We start from the raw sequence: 21,404 nt of genomic DNA on the forward strand, positions 1-21,404 counted from the left end.
TATCTTCACACGTGGGGCAGCATTTTCATCCAGGACGTTGTGCTGCCCATACGCAACACGTTGCGCGGGGAGGTCACGCCGCTTGGGCCTAAGCAGCACATTCGCTGGCTGCGCGTGTCTATCGTCGGCGTGGCTATCTTCATATTCCTGTTCAGCCTCTTTTTCAATCAACAGCAAGATATCCTCATGTATTTTGCGTTGACAGGCACGATCTACCTGGGCTGGGCGGGCGCAGCCATCATCGGAGGGCTGTATTGGAAGTACGGCAATACCGCGGGAGCGTGGGCGGCTGCCGTAACCGGCATGACGCTGGCCGTCGTGGGCTGGTACATGACCTACTTCTGGCCAAACACCCAAACGATCGTGCAAGATGTGTTCCCGGGATTCTGGACACGGGCGATCAGAGAATGGCCCAAACTGGAGGGCACGAAGTGTCCCATTACCGCCCAGGTGCTATGGTTTTACACCATGGTCGCTTCGGCCGGCGTCTACGCCGTGGTGTCGCTGGCCACCGGCCGCGGCCGTGCCTGCGACATGGACCGGATCCTGCACCGCGGCAAGTATGCGCGCGAAGGGAGCGCAGTCCCCGTGACGGGTCTTCGCGCTCTTGCGATGGGCCCCGAGTATTCCTTCGGCGACCGTTGTCTGGTCATCGGTTCGTATGCGTATTCGTTTCTGTTCCTGGTCGTCTTCGTCGTGGGGACACTTTATGCGCTCAGCACAACCGTTGAAGACAGCTCATGGATGACCCTCTGGAAAGTGTACTGCTATTTCATGTTTGCGATGTCGGTCATCATCACGGTCTGGCTGGGCGTCGGCGGCGTGCATAATCTGAAGGAGATGCTCAGCGCGTTGAAAACAGCGGTCCGCGACGACCGTGACGACGGCACCGTGGTCGGCCACCGCAACCTCGACGATCTGGACGCCGAGGAACTCGAGCGCATGAATATCGCAGAGCCGGGACGGGGGGAGGATGCACAATGAGGAATCAGGGGATGGTTGCCGCCGTTGTGGTTCTGGCGGGCGCAATAGGATTTGGCGGCGCGCCGCCTTCGGAGCGCCCGGTCATGGTGGCAAAGTTCACCGAAACGCCCGTGAAGATGGACGGCGTACTGGACGACGATGTCTGGAAAACGGCAACGCCATATCCCCTGCACCTGGGAAGGGACAACGAGGAAAAGGGGGAGACCCTGCACGAGACAGGCGAGGTCCGGCTGGCGTGGGATGAGGAATTCCTGTATGTCGGGGTGCAATACAATGATTCGGATATCGTCGCGGAAGGCAAGAAGGACCAGGAGCACCACTATCTTACGGGCGACCTGGCGGAGGTCTTTCTGAAACCCGAGGCCAATACCTGGTACTGGGAGTTGTATGTGACGCCGCACGGGAAAAAGACGCATTTATGGTTCCCCGGCAGCGGTCGCATGGGACTCAAGAGCAGCGACGATTATGTCATGGAATTGCATGTCGCGGCGCAATGCCAGGGCACGTTGAACGACTGGAAGGACCGTGACACGGGCTGGAGCGGCGAGATGGCTATCCCCGTCCGCGAGTTGAAAGGATTCGGCGACGCGTCCGGTCCCGGCGCGGCATGGACCATCCTGGTGGCGCGCTACAACTACTCGCGGTATCTACCCCTGCGCGGCCCGGAACTGAGCATGACGCCGCAGTTGCCGGTCACGAGTTATCACTACCACGACGGATATGCCGCGCTCCGGCTCGAACGCTAACCGCCACAGCTTTCAATGCGTAGCCGCCAGTCACGAAAGAAACCCGGGCGTGAGGGTGGAGGATCGGAATCTATGGTACAACTCGCAATTTCGGGTGGAAAACCGCTCCGGACCGCCCCGTTTCACGGGTGGCCGGTCTTTGATGAAGCGGAAGAATCGGCGCTGGTGGAAGTGCTTCGAAGCGGCAAGTGGTGGCGGTTCGCGTTTGGGCAGGGGGTCAATCTCGCTGAGCAGGCGGCGGGCGAGCGCAGCCAGGTGGCGATGTTCCAGGAAGAATTCGCGCGGCATCACGAGTGCCGGTACGGGATTGCCGCCGCGAACGGGACCGCCACCCTGGAATTGGGCATTCGCGCGCTTGAGTTCGACGTTGGCGACGAGGTCATCGTCCCCGCATACACGTATGTAGCCAGCGCCACGTGCGTCTTACAGAACAATCTCGTCCCCGTGTTCGTGGACGTCGACCCGGACACCTACAACATCGCTCCCGGATGCATCGAGGAGGCCATCACCAGCCGTACACGCGCCATCATGGCCGTACATTTCGGCGGCCAGCCCGCGGACATGGACCGGGTGCTTGAGATAGCCAGGAAACGCCGCCTGCTTGTGCTCGAAGACGCGGCCCATGCGCACGGATGCGAATGGAAAGGCCGCAAGGCGGGCTCGTTTGGCACGTTCAGCTCATTCAGCTTCCAGGCGAGCAAGAACATGACCGCGGGCGAAGGGGGCATCCTGTGCACGAACGACCAGACCGTTGCCGCCGAGTGTGATGCGTTGACATGGGCCGGGCGGAGACCGGGGCGCCCATGGTACGAGTTTCACCGGCTCGGTTGGAACTACCGCATGACCGAGTTCCAAGCCGCTCTATTGCGCGTGCAAATGACCCGGCTTGCCGGGCAAAACCGCGTCCGCCATGACAATGCCTCATACCTGACCGAGCTGCTGCTCGCCATGGAAGGGGTGAGGCCGCTTGTTCAGGATGGGCGCGTGACCATGAACGGCTATCACCTGTATATCTTCCGTTATGATGAGAAGTCAGTGGGCGTTCCCCGCGCGAAGTTCGTGGAAGCGCTTGTTGCAGAGGGCATCCCGGCATCCTGTGGCTACCCGTTTGCGTTGTACAAGAACCCGATGTTCATCGAGAAACAGTTCATCAACGGGGCCTTTCCTTTAGGTACGGCGTATCACGGCGACATGGACTACGCGGCCTTCGAGGCCCGTTGTCCCGTCGCGGAACGCGCTTGTTCGGGCGAGGCGGTGTGGCTGCCGCAGCAGGTATTCCTGGGAACCCACGGCGATATGCACGACATCGCGGCCGCGGTCGCGAAAGTGCTCAAGCACAAGGAGGAATTGGCATGAGCAATCCGTTTCCCGTCATGGAGCATATGACCGTCAAGATGGTTCGGGACTATCTCGGGCAACGCCGGTCCATTATCATTCCCCTGGGCGTGATCGAGCAGCACGGGTATCATCTGCCTCTCAATACGGACGCTCTGATCGCCACGCATATCGCGCGGCGCATCGGAGAACGCACAGGGATTCTCGTGGCGCCTGCAATGCACCATTCGTTTTCCGGGGGCGGACTGCCCGGGACCATCAACATCTCCCCCGCTGTCATGTCCCTTGTATTGAGCGACATGCTGGTGTCGCTGGTGTCCCAGGGCTTCCGCAACTTTTACCTGCTCCTGTGCCACGGCGGCAGCGAAAATGCCCGCGCTCTGGATAACGCCATAAAGGTGCTGTTGAGGGTCAATCCGGCATTCGAACAGGCTATGGTAGCTCTCCTGCCGGTTTGGGAACTGGAGAGCGATGGCAACACATGGTCTGGCGCCTTCCGTGAAGGCGACTGGCACGCGGGATGGGTCGAGACCTCGCTGGTGATGGCGCTGGAGCCCGGCCTGGTGCGCTTGGACGAACTGGCGCTGGACCCCGAGCCATTGCTCTCGCTGCAAATCGAGCATCCGGACAATTATCAGCACGCGGAGAAGATCGTGGACAGCAAGTTCGTGGTCCCGCGGATGACCCAGCGTCCCGACATCCGGGTGGGCGTTATGGGGTACCCGGAGCGGGCGTCGCGCGAAACCGGCGAGCGGATCGTCGAACGCGTCGTGCGCGACGGGGCGGCGCGGATCCTGGACTTGGAGTCCAAGGCCGACGGCGTATACAAGGAAATACCGTTCACGCCCGAACCGCTCATTTTTGACATCTGAGCGACACTATCCACGATGCGCAGCCTGAACAGATACGTCGTTGTAAACTCCAGCCAGCCGGAGAACGCCTACGGGCGGTTCGCTCAACACATTCTGGCGTCAGAGGGGCTGACGGGATTCACGCTCGTAGACCTTGCGGCCGGGGTCCTTCCCGAACTCACAGGGGCCGAACTCATCCTGGTAACGCGGAGTTTCCTGCGGCGGAGACAGGCAGAACTTCTTCTCGAGGCGGCGCGGCGGGGCGCGGGCGTGGTCTTTCTTCAGCCGCAACCGCTTGTTGTCAAAGAACTGGGGTTCGCCGCCGCCTCAAGCGTGACCTATCCTGGAACCGTCCGTATTCACGGAGGTTACCCGGCAACGGAAGTGCCCATTCAGACTCATTTGCCCATCCCCAGCCATGGGTTGCCCGAGGCCGCTCATGGCTGGCGTGTCATAGCGGACGCGCTCGACGAGAAGTGGCGCGAGACCGGCCACCCCGCCGTTGTCGCTACCCCGTACGGTCAGGGACAGGTTGCGTTGTTCTTCTACGACGTGGCGGAGACGGTGGCACGCATTCGGTTCGGAAATCCGGCTCTCGGGGGCTACACCACATGCCGCACATGGGACTGGCCACATGCGTTGGACCTTTTCGAGAGTCACGTGGACCCGGGCGCGGCACACCTGCCTCAAGCCGACCTCCACGGCCAGCTTCTGGCGCGGGTGCTGACGGACGCGGCCCCCTATCCCCTGCCCCGGCTCTGGTACTACGAAGAAGCTGCTTACGCCACGGCGGGAGTGTTTGAGAGCGACGGCGATTACTCCGAGCCCAGTCAGTTCCGCGCGCTGGCGTCTGCGCTCGAGAAACAAGGAGGCGCTGCGACTTTCTATCTGATGAGGGCGACGAAACTCTCCCAGGCCGATGTGGCCGCATTGCGGGCCCGGGGACATACTTTCGGGCCGCACGTGGACCCCCTGGCCAGAGACGATGAACTCTATTTTGCGCTTCCTGAAGGGTTGAAGGAAGAAACCGCGCATTTTGCCGCGCGGTTCGGCCCAGTAAGCCCGACCCTTCAATGTCATTGCGCGCCATGGCCGAGTTATATGGCCATGGCGCCGGCACACATCGAAAACGGATACCGGCTGTTGTTCGCGTATTTGCCGGGCTCATCAGGGCTCTGGGGCAAATACATGTGCGGCTCCGGGCGGCCCCTGAAGTTCTGCGACCGCGACGGGACCATGCACGACTGTTGGCAACAACCTCTTGTGATTCTGGATGACGAGAGCCTGATCCCCTTTCTGCGCGACCACCGCGACGCCGCTTGCTCCGCGTTTGACGCCGCCCTGGACGCCGCCCTGGCGCAGAATCACACGGCCATGCCCATGCTTTCGCATCCGGTGAGTTTCTGCACATACAGCAGCCCTGTGATGGAACATGTCTTCGAACGTCTGCACGGGGCCGGCGCTCCGATATACAATGCGGACGAGTGGCTCCGGTTTATCGATTGGCGCGCCGAAGCCCGCGTGGCCGTGGAACAGGATGAGAGCGGAGGCATCTTCTGCACCGTATCGGGTCTTGCGGGGCGAATCCCGGTGATGTTTCCCGCAAGAAAGCTCCGTGAGGGATCCTTGCGTGTCTCGGTCAACGGCGAGAACGCACCGTACTCGGTGCTGGACCGCCTTGGAGAAGAGCACCTCGTTATCCAGCTTGACGGGGAGAAGCACGGTTTTGTTGCCCAAGTCGAAATTCACGCCAGCGGGTCGTGAACGAAGAACCTGGCCGGTCTTTCAGCGGACATGGAAATGCCAGAAGACCTCCGCAACGCAGGCTGGGCCGGCTCTGTCACAGTCGACCTGACCGTGAACCTGTATGCGTGATTCTGTAAACTCACTGGGCAGGAATTGGGAGTACCCGAGTGAATAAGAGCCCGAGCGAGAATTTCGGACGGGTGACCAGCCATGAACGCGCCGATTGGATTCCGTTCACGCTTGATGTGGGCGCGACCCCGGGGTTCACCGCGCCCGTGTTGAACCGGTTTCGCGAAGAGACGGAGGCCGAGCACCCGGAGGAGTATTTCGACTACGATTTCCGCACGGCGTCGCTGGCGACCCGCTTCGGAGGAGACGACCCCGCCGCGCTTCATGCCGCCGTTGAACCCGGAACAGTGTTCGATGAATGGGGTATCGGCCATTGGGCGGGCGGCGCGGCGGGAACGTACGAAAGGACCTTTCCGCCGTTGGCAAATGCCGCGGGCGCCAGCGAGATCGAAGCGTTTCCCACGCCCATCATCGACTCTGGCAGCACATCCAAGACCGTCGAGGCCCATCATTCGCGGGGCTACCCCGTATTTGGCTATACGGGGAGCATTTATGAATGGTCGTGGTGGCTGCGCGGGATGCAACAGTTCATGACGGACCTGCTTGCCTTTCCGGAACTGGCCGAGACTGTTATCCGAAAAGTGACGGGATACACCCGGACTCTGGCTTTGGAATCCGCCCGGGCCGGCATTGACGTTCTTTGTTTCTACGACGACGCGGGCATGCAAACCGGGTTGCAGATCGACCCCGGACTCTGGCGGCGTTTCATCAAACCCCGATGGCGCGAGGTGCTCGACGCCGTTCGAAGCCAATACCCGAACCGCATATTCTTCCTGCACAGTTGCGGCAAGATCGACGACATCGTCCCCGACATTGTCGAGCTGGGCTTCCATATCCTTCATCCCGTGCAGCCCGAGTGCATGGACTTCCGGAAAATGCGGCGAGCATACGGCCGCGACATCGTCCTGTGCGCCACGATTAGCGCTCAGAACCTGTTGCCGTTCGGCACGCCCGATGACATCCGGAGATGGGTCCGCGCCACGAAACAGGTCTGCGCGGAGGACAACTGCGCGCTCTTGTGTCCATCGAACCTGATCCAGCCGGAAACGCCGTGGGAGAACATCGTCGCGTTTGCGGAGGAGGCGCGGGGCGCCAGCGGATGCAACGGTTGAAAATCACACCTGCGCGAACTTGCGGGTGAACTCCGCGTTCATGGCGACTTCGTCGTGAAACTCCGGGAACATTCCCACGATGACGGCGTCGGTTTTCTTGATGTTCTCGAACGCCCAGCGGAACGCCTCGCCTACCGACCCCTGCGTGTCGCCCCGGCGACCCGCCGCGAGGATCTTGAACAGCAGACACGGTTTCTCGATTTCACGGATGACGGCGGCCATGCGGGGCGGGTCGGATTCAACGAACGGCATGCCGAACGTGACCTGGCCGAGTTCATTCTGCATTTCTTCGCGGGTCCGTGTGACGTAATGTGCGCAGCACATGAAGAAGTCGTTCTCCCACCCCTCGTCAGCGATGCGCTTGATATTGGCCGGATTGTGGGCCGAGACGCCAGCCATGGCGCCTGCATCGTGCACCTGCTTCACGAAATCGTGCACCTTTTCGGCCTGCCCCGACCGAAACAGCGAATCCGTTACTCCGCCGTGATGGGCAATGGCGATCGCTTTGAGCTCCATGACGCGCGACAAAGGCGCTATACCGGGGTTCGAGGAGTGCAGGCAGATAAACTGGAGCTTGGATCCGCCGCTCCACAGGATCTCAAGGGCCTTCTCGGTCTTCTCGGTGACATCGAACTGGAACGTGTTGATCCCCTGCGCCTCAGAGTGTCTGAGGAGGTCGACCGTCCGCTCGACCGTAAAGTACTCGCGCATATGAGCGGACAGGTTGCTTGTGGCATGGGAATACCCCCCTATGGGGTTGTATCCCGTAATGAGCCGCGTGACCGCGTACTTGCCGAACGGGATCGTGGGCAGGAGCTCAGCGGGTTTCGTGGCGGCGTCCTGGGCGTGTGCGGCGCCGGCTGCCGCAGCCACGGCCGCGGTGGCTAAACCCGCATGCCCAATGAAATCTCTGCGATTCACGCGAAGCTGGCCGTGTTCTTCGTCCATGTCCCCCTCCTTTTCGCGAAACTGCGCAGTCATCTTAACACCGTCACTCCGGCGCGGCAAGGCAGAGAAGAGAACCATGCCTCGCTCATGTGAGGGCCGGATGGAGGCTGTTCAGTGAAAGCGCGTCATCTGGGGGTTGTGGCAAAATGCTCCTGCACGCACGACACGAAGCGCTCAGGCTCGTCGGTGGCATACCAGCGTATACCGAGATTCAGCAGGCCAGAGAGGCTCGAACAATCGAACGCAAACGGGAGCACCTCCAAGTCGACGTTCTTCTCCCGCGCTACCATCAACGCTTCCCGAAGAAAATCCTCGCTCATGAGATACCGGACGCCCCCCTCGGCGTCCGGAGCGGTGTGCAGGTGCAATTGCACCTGGTTCAGCCCATCAAAACCGTCCGCGGCCGCTTTTCGGAATGTTTCCTGAATCTCGGGCACTTCGCCGCCGATCCATAACATCGTGCGCAATCCCGGGACGGCCTCCCGCATCTTCCGGCACGACTCCGCCTTGTTGTGTGAAAAAATCACGCGGTTAGCCACACGGTATTTCCCGATAAGCACACCTAGGTCATCCAGGCTGACATTCTTCAGGTCGAGATAGATCTGTGCGCTTTTCCGGCGCGCCATCTCCTGGAAGACTTCCTCAAGACTCGGGACCTTTTCGCCGGCGTACTTGGCGTCAAACCAGCGGCCGGCGTCCCATTGGCGGATCTCCTCGAAGGTGAGCCGGGAAACAGGGATTTCCTGATTGGTCCGGGCATCGGTGGTGCGCTTGAGGGTATCGTCATGAAGGCAGATGATCACATTGTCGGCAGTGGCGCAAATATCCACTTCAGGAATTGCGCCCAAATCCCAGGCATGCCGATACGCGGCCAAAGTGTTTTCAGGCACTTCCTTGAGGCCTCCACGGTGCGCTTGAAATTGCACTGTATTCGCGCCCGTGCCCAGAGCGCCCATACCCAATAACGCGGCAATGCCACACAAAACACCCATCGTGATACTCCTCTCCATGCGGTCGTGGATCTGCCACGACCAGCATGAGTCACCCCTGCAATAGCCCGGAGCGCGATTCTAGCACACAATGAGCCCCCAGGACCTCGCAGCATACTCCCCAATCCCAGAGTGCGCGCCGGCGAAACGGGGATACAGCGCCATGCGATTCGCAGACCCCGTTGAGCCGGGATTCTCCGGCGCCAAGGGCGCGAAACGCACTCACGGGTTACGGTGTCCCCCTTTTCAGCGCCATCGGCGCGAAACGCACTCACGGGTTACGATGCCTCCTCTTCAGCGCCAAGGGCGCGAAACGTACCCCCGGGTCGCGATGCCCCCCTCTTCAGCGCCATCGGCGCGAAATGTACCCCCGGGTTAGGGTGTCCCCCTCTTCAGCGCCAACGGCGCGAAATGTCCCCCCGGGTTAGGGTGCCCCCCTTTTCAGCGCCAACGGCGCGAAACATACCAGCCTGGCCTGAAGGGCCAGGAAAAGGGCACCAAACAAAAGGGAAGGGCTGAAAGCCCGAAACAACGTCATCCCACAATCCGTCAACTTTGCCGTCCTCCGCCCCCTCTTTGCGTCCAGGAACCGCCGGGCGTGCCGGACCGCGAATCCGGTTTGCGGAACCGCGGATATCATCCCGCATCCATCTCCCGGAACCTGAAATGCAAATATTCCCGCGCCCGTTTGGACGATGTGCGGGGCTTTCAGCCCGCGTGAAATGGCATGGGAAGAATCCCACGACTCGCTGCTTGCGCATTTTCGGCCCCGTATGCGAAACTCCTGCTGCCGGACGAAACGGAGGCTGATTGTGAGGATGAACAGGCCGTCACAGATCCTGCGAAGGGGCGCAATCGAACTCTTGTGGGCGCGCTCTCGCAAGACCTTGGCAACCATGTTATGAGTGGGCGCGCTTCGAACAGACTATCATCCCATAAACCGCTTCGCGCGGCATGGCGCGCGTTGCCGGCGGGTATCTGGGCGCTGGGATTCGGCTCGCTGTTCATGGACGCCTCCTCAGAGATGATCCACAGCCTCTTGCCGGTATTCATGGTCACCACCTTGGGCGCGTCCATGGTGACTGTCGGGATAATCGAGGGCATCGCCGAGGCGACAGCGGCGATCCTGAAGGTGTTCTCGGGAACGCTGAGCGATTATCTGCGCAAGCGCAAATTCCTGATGATCCTCGGTTACGGGCTCGCGGCCTTCACCAAACCGGTTTTCCCGCTGGCCGAGTCGATAGGCTGGGTATTCTCGGCTCGGTTTGTCGATCGCATTGGCAAAGGCATTCGCGGGGCGCCACGCGACGCGCTGGTAGCCGACATCACGGCGCCGGAATTGCGCGGGGCGGCGTATGGGCTGCGCCAATCGCTCGACTCGGCGGGCGCCTTGCTCGGCCCATTGCTTGCGGTGGCGTTCATGGCATGGCTTGCGGGCAATATCCGGGCGGTGCTGTGGGTGGCGGTCGCGCCAGCCTTCATCGCGGTGGCGCTGCTCCTTATTTTCGTGCGTGAGCCAGAGAAGGAGCGCACAGATGGCCACGTCAAAGCGCCGCTCACCTTGGCAGACGCGAGACGTCTCCCGTTACGTTACTGGCTGGTTGTGCTGCTGGGGGCGGTTTTCACGCTCGCCCGATTCAGCGAGGCTTTTTTGGTTTTGCGCGCACAGGATATCGGGCTCGCGCCAGGTTACGTGCCGGTGGTCATGGTCGTAATGAACGTATTCTATGCAGGGGCGGCCTACCCCGCCGGCGCGGCGGCGGATCGATTCCGCCCGCGCGTCCTGCTGCTGGCGGGGCTCGTGCTGTTAGTGGCGTCGGACGTGGTATTGGCCATCGCCACGGAGATGGTGGCTGTCTTCGGCGGTGCGGCTCTGTGGGGACTGCACATGGCATTCACTCAAGGCTTGCTGTCAAAGCTGGTCGCCGACACCGTGCCGGAGCGCTTGCGCGGCACGGGGTTCGGCATTTTCAACCTCGTCAGCGGCGGAGCGCTGCTCCTCGCAAGTATCTTGGCTGGCGCGCTTTGGAGCGCCGTCGGCCCCTCAGCCACATTCCTTGCTGGCGCCGTTTTCGCCGCCGTCGCCGCAATTGGACTCGCGACGCTGCGCCCGGCGTCGCGTCCGGCTCTTGACAGCAACGGTCTTTGAGCAACTGGCTTCAGGAAACTCTATTCCCCCAATAGCACCGTTCGTCGTCCTCGGGTTCCAGGTTGTGCTGCTTCCTCCGGTAGACATTTGCTAAACTGCATCGTGGAAATTGTCAGAGAACAATTCGAAAGGGCCGAAAGTCTTCTTACCATCGGATTGCATGATGACCACAGGAGAAACCCCATGCGCCAGGCAATCCCAGGGCTACTGTTGCCGTTCTTGATTTGTAACGCAGCATATAGCCAACAGGCCGGATATGAACTTCCGATTCCCGTTGGCGTTTTCGAACAGCAAGTTCATCGGGCATATACGACGGCGCAGGGTCTGCCGGACAACGACGTGAGCAGGGTGGGCGTCGGTGCGAACGGGGTCATATTCGCACAGACGGCGGAGGGAATGGCCATCTTCGACGGCGAGCAATGGCGAGAGGCCGGAACTTCAGAGCCCGGTATCGCGTCCCCGGCAAAACTGGACGGACGACAGACTGCGCGTCTGTGTAAAGCGGCCGGGTCCAGGCTGGAGATTCGGGCGGTGGCCGAAAACCAGGGAGAATACGCCGTAGCGTGTCGAGAGGGTCTTTATGTGGGAAACGGCCTGCACTGGCGCATGGCTCTTCCCCGTCAGGGCGCGGTGCGGTGGGCGCCGATCGATGTCCGCGCGGCGGCCTACGACACATCCGGAAGGCTGTGGTTTGCCGCGCCGCAAGGGGTCGGATGCCGCGTTACGGATGATGAATGGAGACTTTTCACGGGTTCCGATGGCTTGCCCTACAATGACTTCACGTGCATGACCGCCGGGCCCAAGGGGGTCTGGTTTGGCACAACCAACGGCGCGATCTGTTACCGGGACGGCTCATGGTCGTTCCGCCAGGGACGGCGCTGGCTGCTCGACAATCACGTGCGGGACATCGCCGTTGACGCAGAGGGAAATGCGTGGCTGGCGACAGCGGGCGGCGTATCGTGCATCGCATACCGGCCAATGACCTTGGCCGAAAAAGCAGCGTTTTACGAGGACGAGCTCGAGAAGTACCACCGCCGCACCCAATTCGGCTACGTGAATCCGGCCGAACTCTCTGTTGCGGGCGACAAGAGCACCGCCGTGCCGGTTTTCACCGATAACGATGGTCATTTTACGGGGCTGTACCTCGGCGCGGCAAGCCTGGGCTATGCGGCCACCGGACGCGAAAAGCTGAAGCGGGACGCAGCCAACGCTTTCCGCGCACTTGCTTTTCTCAGCGAAGTGACCCAGGGCGGCACCCATCCGGCGCCTGGAGGGTTTACCGCGAGGGCCGTCCTGCCTGTTTCCGGGGCTGACCCCAATCCCGCGTTTGATCGCGCCTACGACATCCGGCGCAAGGAGCGCGATGCCCTGTGGAAGATCATTCAGCCCCGCTGGCCCATTGATGAATCGGGCCTATGGTACTGGAAGAATGACTCGAGTTCCGATGAACTTGACGGGCACTTTTTTGGTTATGCGCTTTATTTCGACCGCGTATGTGAAACGGAGACCGAGAAGGACGCCGTGCGTGAGGTTGTCCGGCGCATCATGGACCACATTCTCTCCCACGGCTACAACCTGGTGGATTACGACGGTCAGCCGACGCGTTGGGGCCATTTCTCTCCCGATGACCTGAACCGGAACGAAGCATGGTGCGACGAGCGTGGTCTGAATTCGTTCAGCATTCTCACGTACCTTTCCATAGCTCATCACATCACCGGCGACCCGAAATACCGGGACATCTACCTCGAACTTGCGCTGGAACACGGGTATGCCATGAACGGCATGACCCAGCCGAAATGCATTTTAGGCCCTGGCTTTGTGGGCCACCAACCCGACGACAATATGGCTTACATGAACTACTACCACCTGATTCGTTACGAGACCGACCCGAAGCTGCTCAGCATGTACTACCACGCAATCTATACCCACTGGCAACATGAAAAAACCGAGCGCAACGCTTTTACGAACTTCGTCTATGTCGCCTGCTGCTTGGGCAAGACCCGCCGCGACCAATGGGGTGATACCAACATCTCGCCGCCGAAGCAGTGTTTCGACGACAGCGTTGATACCCTGAAGCGCTATCCGCTCGACCTTGTGGACTGGCCCATGTCGAATGCCCACCGGATTGATATGACGCCGCTTCTGGACGAGTCCGGGAGGCCGTCCGGCGCGGGGAAACGGTGCGACGGACAGGTCTTCCCCATCGATGAGCGGCACGAGACCTATTGGGACTTGGACCCTTGGGCGCTCGCCAACAACGGCAAGGGCATGCGCCTTCGCGAGGGGGTCCCATACCTGCTTGCTTACTACATGGGCCGCGCTCACGGATTTATCGGGGAGTAGGACCCGGCTACGCGCGAACGATGGAAACACGTTGCTGAACCGGGATCAAAACAGCGGCGAAGGCCGCCGGCTCATGTGGCGACAGTGACGTCGAGAGCGCCCACCCAATGAGCAGCGTGGTTCTTCCAGGGCTGCGGGGGAGTGCAGTCGAATACGCAGAGGAACTTCCGGGCCCCAATGGCAAGGATGTCCGTGTACCCGGTCGTCAGGAAAGGAGCGAAATTGACCTCGTCGCTCCAGGACTTGCCGCCGTCCGTGCTGAACGTAACGCAATTTCCCCATCGAGGATAAGCCAACGCGCCGTATGTGAGCGCGATAACACCTTCGGACAGGGCCATGCGGGGGAAACAGCCCCGGGCTTGGGCCATAGGCTCCGGCGGCGTCCATGTCGCGCCATAGTCTGAAGAGAACGCGATTACCAGGGGAGCACTGGGCTCTCCAATGGTGTAATAAGCGCTGGCAGGAAGCGTGCCGGGATGGATGCCGTCTCCCGAAACGGTGCACGACAGATCGTGGTATGAGTCGGCGGGCTTCGCCAAGAGGGGGTTGCTGTCATCGTTAACGAGCCGCATGACGCAAACGAGCCGGCCATCTCCGAGGTGGACCATGTTGGGTTCGCAGGGGCCCCACAGCGTCCAACCTTTTTTTGTGGCGCCTTGGGGATCCCGGAGGTTGTCGAGGCTGGCGACATGGGCTAGAAAATCCCACGTCTTGCCGTGGTCGGTGGATTTCGAGACGAACGTGCGGAACCGCTCAGGCGAGTAGAAGTCCTGCATGGCGGCCAGCAGGTCGCCGTTTGGCAACTCGAGGGTATTCCCATGAAACCATTGGGGCCGGTCCTCGTTGAACTGGTCAGGGGGAAGCCGGAGGATGCCGTCCTCGAGCGGGCCTTGGACGGTCTTCCAATTGTCGGAAGACTCCCAACGCCTGGTGCGGCGCCACCCGGGTTTGCCCGGGATGGGCTTTGTGTCGTAGTGGTGCGAAATTGCCTTGCCGCTTCGAAGTTGGAGCGTGTTAAGGCCCATGCCGTCGAGCACGGTGCCCGTGGCGCGCCAGGTGTTGCCCAAGTCGTCGGAACGAATGGCGGCGAGAGGACCGCCCTCCTCAACGGCCTGGGCAGATAACACTATCGTGTCGCCGCCAAGACGGGCGAGCACGGGAAACATCGGTCCGCGCATGACGACACGAACAGGGCCGAGGGTAACGAGCAAGGCGCCGCGCCGTTCGGTACGAACCGGGAAGGCGGAAACGGCTGCGGTAGCGGGCGTGCTTGCCGGGGACTGGCCCCTGGATTGGCCCCACGCGATGTCCGGCCCGGCGAACGCGGCCAGCAAACCGCCGCCCAAACCTTTGAAAAAAGTGCGTCTTTGCATCAGTTGACCGCCTGTGATTTTGAGGCCTTGGGGAGGCCAGGTCTGTTCATTCACTGCGGCGTGGAATATATCAGCCGCCGGGTCCCATGACAAACGGGCCGTCACCTGTTGTCTCGCTTGTTTACTGGTGATAGGCTGAGAGACGGCGAACAGCAAATCATGAAACCCGGAGGGTTTTGTCGTGGAGAGGAGAATGGGACGTATGAAAGCATGTGTTCCGGCGGTATTGTGTGCGGCGCTTGGCGCCGCGTGTATGGCAGGTCTGCCGGTAGCGGCGCAGGACCCGAGGGAAGGACTCTGGGTTCACCCCAAGTGTCAGCCTTTGGCCACGGACACTCTCGGGCCGTTTCTGCGTCTCGGCGACAACAGAATTCTGGCCGTTGACGATTCACACACGTTAATCAGTGGAGATGAAGGCAAAACGTGGGAATCCGCGCCCCTGTTCAAAGAGGGGCAGGACTTCAGCGTCAGCAGCGAACGGGCCCTTGTGCGGACACGCAGCGGCGTAGTGGTCTTGGCTTTCATGAACATGAAAGAACAAGATTGGCGGTGGAACAGCGCGAAACACGACGCCGAACCCGGGACGCGCTTGCCCACGTATGCGATGCGAAGCCTGGACGACGGCAAATCATGGGAAACGCCCAAGAAACTCCACGACGAATGGACTGGGTGCATCCGCAATATGATTCAGACCCGCGGAGGCCAGGTCATTTTTACCAGCATGAAGCTGTTGAACAATCCCGGGCGGCATTCGGTGCTGACATACGTATCGAATGATGATGGTGCAACATGGAGGCCCAGCAACATCATCGACTTGGGCGGCATGGGCCATCACGGAGGCGTGACGGAGGCTACGGTGGTTGAGCTTCAGGACGGACGGTTGTGGAAACTCATTCGCACGAACTGGGGGCGGTTCTGGGAAGCATTCTCGGAGGATAGCGGGGTGTCGTGGCGGGTAATCCGGCCCTCTGCCATCGAGGCGAGCAGCGCGCCGGGGCAATTGGCGCGTCTGGCGAGCGGCCGCTTGTTGTTGGCCTGGAACAGGCCATACCCCGAAGGCAAAAGCGAATACCCATTGACCGGCGGGGACAACGAATGGTCGGAAGTGCCCGTGAGCAACCATCGCGAGGAGTTGTCCCTGGCGTTCTCGGAAGACGACGGAAAGACATGGACGCAGCCCGTGGTCATCGCACGGCAGCCGGGGAAATGGCTGTCGTATCCGTATCTATTCGAGCCGGCCCCAGGAGTCGTCTGGCTCACGACGATGCAGGGCATGGTGCGGGTGAGTTTCCTCGAGAGCGACTTAGTCCCATGAGGATTAAGAACCGCTCAGGCTTTCCTTGTTCTTGTTTGGCTTCGCATCTTAAGGCGCAGGAACACTATCGCTGGCGCGGAATGCTACAGACCAGGCGGCTTCCCGGCTCGTAAACTCGAGTGGAATAGTGAGTATCCGGTCAGAGCGCACGGCCCCCTTGTCGATGGGCTCGTAGCCCTCGGGCACGTGAACAAACACCGTGCCCTTCGCTCCGGGGGCACGTACAGCCACGCCGGAGAGGGTGTGTTCGCTTGCGTTCCACGCCACATCCGACAATTCGGCGCCGCCCATGGTCAGATGCATGTCCGTGGCAAGGACGCAGGGACGTTCTTGGGCTTGGTGCACTGAAATCACGCGGCTGTCGAAAGCGGGAATGGTCACGGCCAGTTTCCCGTCTCCGGCAGCGGCCGGCGACTGCGTCCAGAACTCCCAGCCCAGTACGGGCACGTTTCCGAAGCCCAGCCGTGCCAGGGGAATTTGAACCGAGACTTCCTCAGGAGTGAGGTTAAACAGGCCTACCACGTGATACGTGTCCCACGGTCTGCGCACGGTCAGGTCCCAGATTCGGGCGGGCGACTGCTCGAACAAGTCGAGTGGCCGTGCGGCAACGTCGTACGACGGCAGGCAGAATGGAATCATGGCCATGCGTTCGGGAGCGATCTTGGTCAAATCGTCGCCCAAGGCTACCACGCCTCCGCTCAATGCCAGCCACGCGCAACGCAGTCGAGCCTCGTTCTCGCCTCCCTCGCCGACGATCAAGGCATCGGGCTCGTTGTGCCAGAACGTACGGTGCTTGTACCAGCATGTCGAGAGTTGCTGGTGGTAGCCCCGGAGATGATCCCAGTTTCCGGAGGCATTCCCGATATCCACGGTCGCCCCGCCGATGTTAACGATTCCGCAATACGCGTTCGTGGGAGCGGAACAGTACCGAAGCCACGAGTCAGCGCCCACCACATCGCGGATCTCTTGCATTTCATAACGCAGCATGGGATAGCCGCGCAGCTGCTTGGGATCGCGAAAAACACCGTCCGTGTTGCCTGCGCTGCCGATGAAGTCCACCTTGTAATAACGGACCCCGGCATCCACCAGTGGCTGGAGCGATTCGCGGTAGTGTTGCTGTGCGCCGGGGTCGGTCGGATCAAGACTGAACACGCGGCCGTGAGGCGCCCAATGCCATTTCTCAATGAACACTTTGGGAGTCCCGTCGGCATTGCGGACGAGGGCTTCAGGATGCTCGGCATAGAACGGCGTGAACTCGGAGACGCAGCTCGCGGCTATCCAAATCCCCAGCTTGAGATCGAGGTTTCTCAATTCATCGCTGAGCCAGTTCATGCCGTGTGGGAAGCGGTCGTTGGCGACCCAATGACCCACCACGTCCCGGTATTCCCATCCGTGGTCGACCTGCATCGTGTCGACTCCGTACGGACGAAACCGCTCTGCGACAACCTTTGCGTTGCCGAGCACGAATTCTTCCGTCATGGCCAGGCGCGAACAATACCAGGAGAGCCAGCCCATCACGGTATCCTGCCGGATGGGCGGATTGTTGGCCACGCGCACCTCCTGGGCATATCGCTCTAGCGCAGCGAGAGGGTCGGGCTCGATGCTCACGAGGAGCGGCTCGCTCACGGCGCCATCGAGGCCGTCCGCGTAGTAGGAACATTGCGCCGATAGACTTGTCAGCCCGTGTGCTCTGGTTGCCGTCAGCTGCACACTGGGATTCGAACCGGCCCACGAGAGCCATCCCAAGAGAAGAGACTGTCCGGCTGGCGGATCGTGCACCATGAGCGTTGCCGGCGAAGAATAGCTTGCCTGCTCGCCGTCGAAACACGGCGTGACCCTCGTCCCGCCCTGGTGGCCGGAGTCGCAGAAGCACACCCAACGGTCCCGTTCGGCCCCAAATTGAAACGGCGGTTCTTCGAAAGGCGTGAGGACCTGGATGCTCTGCAGAGGACCCGGCGCGCCGGGTTCAGCACGGGCCGACACCGAAAACCCCGCGTAAGGCGCATTCGGCCGAAGGGTCGCCGTCCATGCAAGTTCCTCCAAAGAAGCAAGGTCCGTGAACGCAACCTTGAGCCGCACGTAATCCCCCAACTCGTCGCGGCCCTCTTCGCGCTGGGCGGAACACGCGGACGACTCCGGAGGGCGGATACTCTGGCCGCCCAACTGGACGCCGGGCGCGCCGTTCGTGAGCAGGATGGAGCCATCGCGAGACGCCATCCCCCACAAGCCGCGTTCCGCGTCATACCAGACGGACACGCGGCTGTTGGCGATCTCAAACTTCGGCGGATTGAGGGCAGTCGCGACCGCCTCTTCCGCACAAGCCGGCGAGACTGCCAGAACGCTCAAGACAACCGCCAGAACCTCAATCCACGGACATAACGGGAAAACCTGTTTACCCATTTTCGCCTCCCGGTGTGCGATGACTATGCGGCCTCTGTTTGGCCCAGGCCGCCCTTTCCTCTGACCGCCATTTGACCAGAACCCCCGGCGGGCGTCAATGATGCGGGCAACGTGGCAGTGTGACACTGCCTTGATCATCTCGGAGATTGAAGAGCAGCGGGGGCTTCTGGTCAAATAACAATTACCGGCCGTCATCATGGAAACGGGGAGTTACAGGCGGTACTTCGACATCCGCCAGAGCACGGACAAGCAAGAGGTGGTTCTGACTATGATTTGCGCGCATATCGGAATGATTGCGGTTTACTGGATGGCAGCAGGGCTCTCCGCGGCGGCCGAGAACGGTCAGGGACTCCGGCTTGTGGCCGAGTTCGATTGTGCAAAGGAATACCCCCCGGAAGCCTATTTCGGTCATGGGGCCGTTTCCGTCGTTGAGTCAAGCATCGGACCCTACCGCGAGGCAGAAGGCAGGCCGCTTTCGCGGTTCGGCTACCGGTTCAAGGTCGAGAATACCGGGCGTCCGCATTTGGCTGTCATACGGTATCCCGACGACAAGCGCCGCTTCATGTGCGTCATGGACGGGACATGTTACGATTTGACGACGGGCGTGTACACCGGATTCGAGAACCCGCTCAGCGGCAAGATGCTCGAGATCCGGCGGATCTTCTGGCCGAGGTGGACCGATTGCAGCATCGTCTTCATGACATGGAGCGACGGCGAACCGGCGGCCGTGGCGGACATCAAAGTCTACGAGATGGACGGTTTGGCGCCTCTTGACGTACCTGGGGATCCGGGTGACGGTTCCCGGCGCGAGTTGGGCATCCAGTTCGAAGACCCCTGCGGCACGTGTGCCAGCGTGGGGGCAATGTCGAATGCGGAATGGATTGACCGCATGGCTGCGTACGCGCGTCACTCCGGACAGAACCTGCTGGTCTACCCCATCGTCTGGTACCATGGCCCCCTCTACCCCAGTGAACGCGAGCCAGCCGGCAACTTCAACACGGTTGTTGCGCCCGACCGCAAACAATACGCGCGCTGGACGAGCCAGCCGGCCGATTGGGTCGCAGAAATCCTCGAACGATTCGACAAAGAAGGACTGGATTTCCAGGCAGCGGTGACGCTCCTTCGGCTTGGGACCCTGATGAAGTCGATGAACATCGATCTGGAATCCATCAAGGCCGGCAAGGACACCATTAACAACATGCTGGGGAGCGGCCAGGTGCAGGCCGGCACCCAGGACTGGACGCCGCTCTACAACGTCATGAACTTCCCCGACCAGGTTGCAGGTACGTCTAAAGGCTGGGCCTACGGCGAATTGAGCGGACAACCCTACCACGCCGGGCCCATCTTCAACCCCCTGCATCCGGTCGTTCAAGATGCCGTGGTGGGTCTGGCGGCGGAAATCGCCGAGCGGTACAAAGGCCATCCCTCCTTCAAGGGCATCTCATTCAACATGTGGCACGCGACGATTCTGTGGTACGCCTCGCTGGATGCGGGATACGACGATTACACGGTAAGCCTGTTCAGCAAGGAAACGGGCATTGAAGTGCCCGTGGAGCCCGTCGCGCCGGACCGGTTCTCGAAGCGCCATGCCTTTTTGACGGGAGAGCGGCGGAAGGAATGGATTGACTGGCGGTGCGCGAAAATCCACGAGCTGTTCTGCCGCATTCGCGACGAGGTCGTTGCACGGCGGCCGGATCTCCGCGTCACGATCACGCTGTGGTCGGAGACTACGGTGTCTCAGATGCTCGGTTTTCCGAAGACGCCGGGACACCAATTGTATGCGCGCCAGAGCACGATCGACTTGTATCGCGACGGCGGATTCGACATCGCTCTGTTCCAGAACGATCCTAACATCGAAGTTGACCTTTGTTTCACGCCAGCGCGGGACCGGGATTGCTGGGGCACCTCCGGCGTGAATATGACTGTCGAGGAAACCTCCATGTTCCGCGACCATGACTTCCTGGACAAAACAACTTTGAAGGCCGCGTACGCCCAGGAGACGCCAGGAGCATACATTTTCAACAGTTGGGTCGAAGCCTGGGGCACTCACAAGTGGTTCCCGTGCGAGGAAAACGACGCGCAGGCAAAGGAACTTGCCGTCATGAGCGGAAAACCGGCTGAGGGGATTTTCCGGATCAACTCGACGTATCCCGAAGACGGGTTCTGGTGGGACTCGCAACTCCGAATCACCCCGCCGCTGCCCGGCGGCGACCACTTCATGGAGCATTACGCGCATGCGCTTGCCGAACTCGACGCATGCCGGATCACGCGCGGCGGCCTCTTCCTGGACCCGGTAAACACCGGCCAGCTTCAGCAGTTCGCGCGCGCGTATCGCGCCCTGCCGGCGAAGAAGTTTGAGACGGTAAGCGCGTCAACGGACCCAGTGGCCGTTCGCAGCCTGACGTACAACGGGCGGCAGTACCTCTATCTCGTCAATCGTGAGTATTATTCTGTCGCCGTTGAACTCGCTCTGACGGACGCCGCGCAGGCGACGGATCTGGCCACGCAACAGGCTGCGGGCGTTCAGCCCCAGTGGCCGGTCACCTTGGGACCGTATGAACTGCGAGCCTTTATGCTGGACAACACTGCCAAGGTCTCCGGCTTCGCGGCATCGGCGCCCGATCACATCGTTGCCCGGCTCAAGAGTGACGCGGAAGCCGCCCTGGAACAGATCGCGCGATTGCGGGCAGCCAACGCACAGCTTCCCACAGGCGCGGACAGGATGGAGGCAGACATCCGGGCAGCCCTCGAGGCGGGACATTACGCCTGGCTGCGCCGGGCGTTGCACAGTTACATCATCAGGAAATGCGGACAGCTTTCGGCGTCGTTGCAATAAGCTTCGCCCCATGACGCACGCGGGGCGCGCTGCTGGCTTCGTGGACATTGCCCCGAACCTGGCTTTGAGAAGCGACCCAAGACACCCAAGGAACGAAAAGGCCTCCACTTCCGCCACCGGAGCAACCGCTATCTCCATCTCCCGACAA

The 21,404-nt window shown here is 61.1% G+C and carries 14 protein-coding genes; 10 read left to right on the forward strand and 4 right to left on the reverse strand.

What is annotated here, in order from left to right:
• The 6 genes from PLJ71_05515 to PLJ71_05540 all read left to right on the forward strand — a co-directional run.
• Nucleotides 1–984: hypothetical protein (locus tag PLJ71_05515; protein HQM48124.1), on the forward strand; the 984-nt coding region annotated here is incomplete at its 5' end.
• Entirely contained in the window at nucleotides 981–1,730 is a 750-nt protein-coding gene (locus PLJ71_05520) for a carbohydrate-binding family 9-like protein (GenBank protein HQM48125.1), read from the forward strand. The genes PLJ71_05515 and PLJ71_05520, both read left to right, overlap by 4 nt.
• A gap of 72 nt (nucleotides 1,731–1,802) precedes the next feature.
• Complete coding sequence (locus PLJ71_05525; GenBank protein ID HQM48126.1) at nucleotides 1,803–3,086, forward strand: DegT/DnrJ/EryC1/StrS family aminotransferase; 1,284 nt, start codon at nucleotides 1,803–1,805, stop codon at nucleotides 3,084–3,086.
• Nucleotides 3,083–3,937 carry a creatininase family protein gene (locus PLJ71_05530; GenBank protein ID HQM48127.1) on the forward strand — a complete coding sequence of 285 codons (855 nt, stop codon included), beginning with the start codon at nucleotides 3,083–3,085 and terminating at the stop codon, nucleotides 3,935–3,937. Before PLJ71_05525 ends, PLJ71_05530 begins: the two co-directional genes overlap by 4 nt.
• A 15-nt stretch (nucleotides 3,938–3,952) precedes the next feature.
• The gene (locus PLJ71_05535) at nucleotides 3,953–5,680 is read left to right on the forward strand and encodes a hypothetical protein (GenBank protein ID HQM48128.1); all 1,728 of its coding nucleotides are present in this window, start codon (nucleotides 3,953–3,955) and stop codon (nucleotides 5,678–5,680) included.
• 149 nt (nucleotides 5,681–5,829) lie between these two features.
• Nucleotides 5,830–6,903, forward strand: a complete 1,074-nt coding sequence (locus tag PLJ71_05540) for a uroporphyrinogen decarboxylase family protein (GenBank protein HQM48129.1) — start codon at nucleotides 5,830–5,832, stop codon at nucleotides 6,901–6,903.
• Between the two features lie 3 nt (nucleotides 6,904–6,906).
• Here the strand turns inward: PLJ71_05540 and PLJ71_05545 are convergent, their stop codons facing one another.
• Both PLJ71_05545 and PLJ71_05550 read right to left on the reverse strand, forming a co-directional pair.
• Entirely contained in the window at nucleotides 6,907–7,851 is a 945-nt protein-coding gene (locus PLJ71_05545; GenBank protein HQM48130.1) for a twin-arginine translocation signal domain-containing protein, read from the reverse strand.
• Nucleotides 7,852–7,976: 125 nt separating this feature from the next.
• Nucleotides 7,977–8,843: a glycerophosphodiester phosphodiesterase family protein gene (locus tag PLJ71_05550; GenBank protein ID HQM48131.1), complete on the reverse strand. Its 867-nt coding sequence runs from the start codon at nucleotides 8,841–8,843 to the stop codon at nucleotides 7,977–7,979.
• 898 nt (nucleotides 8,844–9,741) lie between these two features.
• Between PLJ71_05550 and PLJ71_05555 the strand changes: the two genes are divergently transcribed.
• Both PLJ71_05555 and PLJ71_05560 read left to right on the forward strand, forming a co-directional pair.
• Nucleotides 9,742–10,989, forward strand: a complete 1,248-nt coding sequence (locus PLJ71_05555; protein HQM48132.1) for an MFS transporter — start codon at nucleotides 9,742–9,744, stop codon at nucleotides 10,987–10,989.
• Nucleotides 10,990–11,172: 183 nt separating this feature from the next.
• Nucleotides 11,173–13,332: a hypothetical protein gene (locus PLJ71_05560; protein HQM48133.1), complete on the forward strand. Its 2,160-nt coding sequence runs from the start codon at nucleotides 11,173–11,175 to the stop codon at nucleotides 13,330–13,332.
• A 71-nt stretch (nucleotides 13,333–13,403) separates the two neighbouring features.
• On the opposite strand, the gene PLJ71_05565 is transcribed toward PLJ71_05560, so the two are convergent.
• Entirely contained in the window at nucleotides 13,404–14,705 is a 1,302-nt protein-coding gene (locus PLJ71_05565; GenBank protein ID HQM48134.1) for a sialidase family protein, read from the reverse strand.
• A 202-nt stretch (nucleotides 14,706–14,907) separates the two neighbouring features.
• On the opposite strand from PLJ71_05565, the gene PLJ71_05570 reads away from it, so the two are divergent.
• A complete protein-coding gene (locus tag PLJ71_05570; protein HQM48135.1) occupies nucleotides 14,908–16,020 on the forward strand; it encodes a sialidase family protein in 1,113 nt (370 codons plus the stop codon).
• Between the two features lie 48 nt (nucleotides 16,021–16,068).
• Here PLJ71_05570 and PLJ71_05575 read toward each other — a convergent pair whose 3' ends face one another.
• Nucleotides 16,069–18,420, reverse strand: coding sequence for an alpha-galactosidase (locus PLJ71_05575; GenBank protein ID HQM48136.1), 2,352 nt, complete (start codon nucleotides 18,418–18,420; stop codon nucleotides 16,069–16,071).
• A gap of 196 nt (nucleotides 18,421–18,616) precedes the next feature.
• Between PLJ71_05575 and PLJ71_05580 the strand changes: the two genes are divergently transcribed.
• A complete protein-coding gene (locus tag PLJ71_05580) occupies nucleotides 18,617–21,256 on the forward strand; it encodes a family 10 glycosylhydrolase (protein ID HQM48137.1) in 2,640 nt (879 codons plus the stop codon).
• The last annotated feature ends 148 nt before the right edge of the window (nucleotides 21,257–21,404 follow it).

This window comes from Candidatus Hydrogenedentota bacterium, from assembly GCA_035416745.1.
Classification (GTDB): Bacteria; Hydrogenedentota; Hydrogenedentia; order Hydrogenedentales; family SLHB01; genus UBA2224.

Bases quoted from the DNA above. Each gene is read 5' to 3' on its own strand.
- PLJ71_05520 (HQM48125.1), top strand. From the start codon at position 981: ATGAGGAATCAGGGGATGGTTGCCGCCGTTGTGGTTCTGGCGGGCGCA.
- PLJ71_05525 (HQM48126.1), top strand. From the start codon at position 1,803: ATGGTACAACTCGCAATTTCGGGTGGAAAACCGCTCCGGACCGCCCCG.
- PLJ71_05530 (HQM48127.1), top strand. From the start codon at position 3,083: ATGAGCAATCCGTTTCCCGTCATGGAGCATATGACCGTCAAGATGGTT.
- PLJ71_05535 (HQM48128.1), top strand. From the start codon at position 3,953: ATGCGCAGCCTGAACAGATACGTCGTTGTAAACTCCAGCCAGCCGGAG.
- PLJ71_05545 (HQM48130.1), bottom strand. From the start codon at position 7,851: ATGGACGAAGAACACGGCCAGCTTCGCGTGAATCGCAGAGATTTCATT.
- PLJ71_05550 (HQM48131.1), bottom strand. From the start codon at position 8,843: ATGGGTGTTTTGTGTGGCATTGCCGCGTTATTGGGTATGGGCGCTCTG.
- PLJ71_05555 (HQM48132.1), top strand. From the start codon at position 9,742: ATGAGTGGGCGCGCTTCGAACAGACTATCATCCCATAAACCGCTTCGC.
- PLJ71_05560 (HQM48133.1), top strand. From the start codon at position 11,173: ATGCGCCAGGCAATCCCAGGGCTACTGTTGCCGTTCTTGATTTGTAAC.
- PLJ71_05565 (HQM48134.1), bottom strand. From the start codon at position 14,705: ATGCAAAGACGCACTTTTTTCAAAGGTTTGGGCGGCGGTTTGCTGGCC.
- PLJ71_05570 (HQM48135.1), top strand. From the start codon at position 14,908: ATGAAAGCATGTGTTCCGGCGGTATTGTGTGCGGCGCTTGGCGCCGCG.
- PLJ71_05575 (HQM48136.1), bottom strand. From the start codon at position 18,420: ATGGGTAAACAGGTTTTCCCGTTATGTCCGTGGATTGAGGTTCTGGCG.
- PLJ71_05580 (HQM48137.1), top strand. From the start codon at position 18,617: ATGGAAACGGGGAGTTACAGGCGGTACTTCGACATCCGCCAGAGCACG.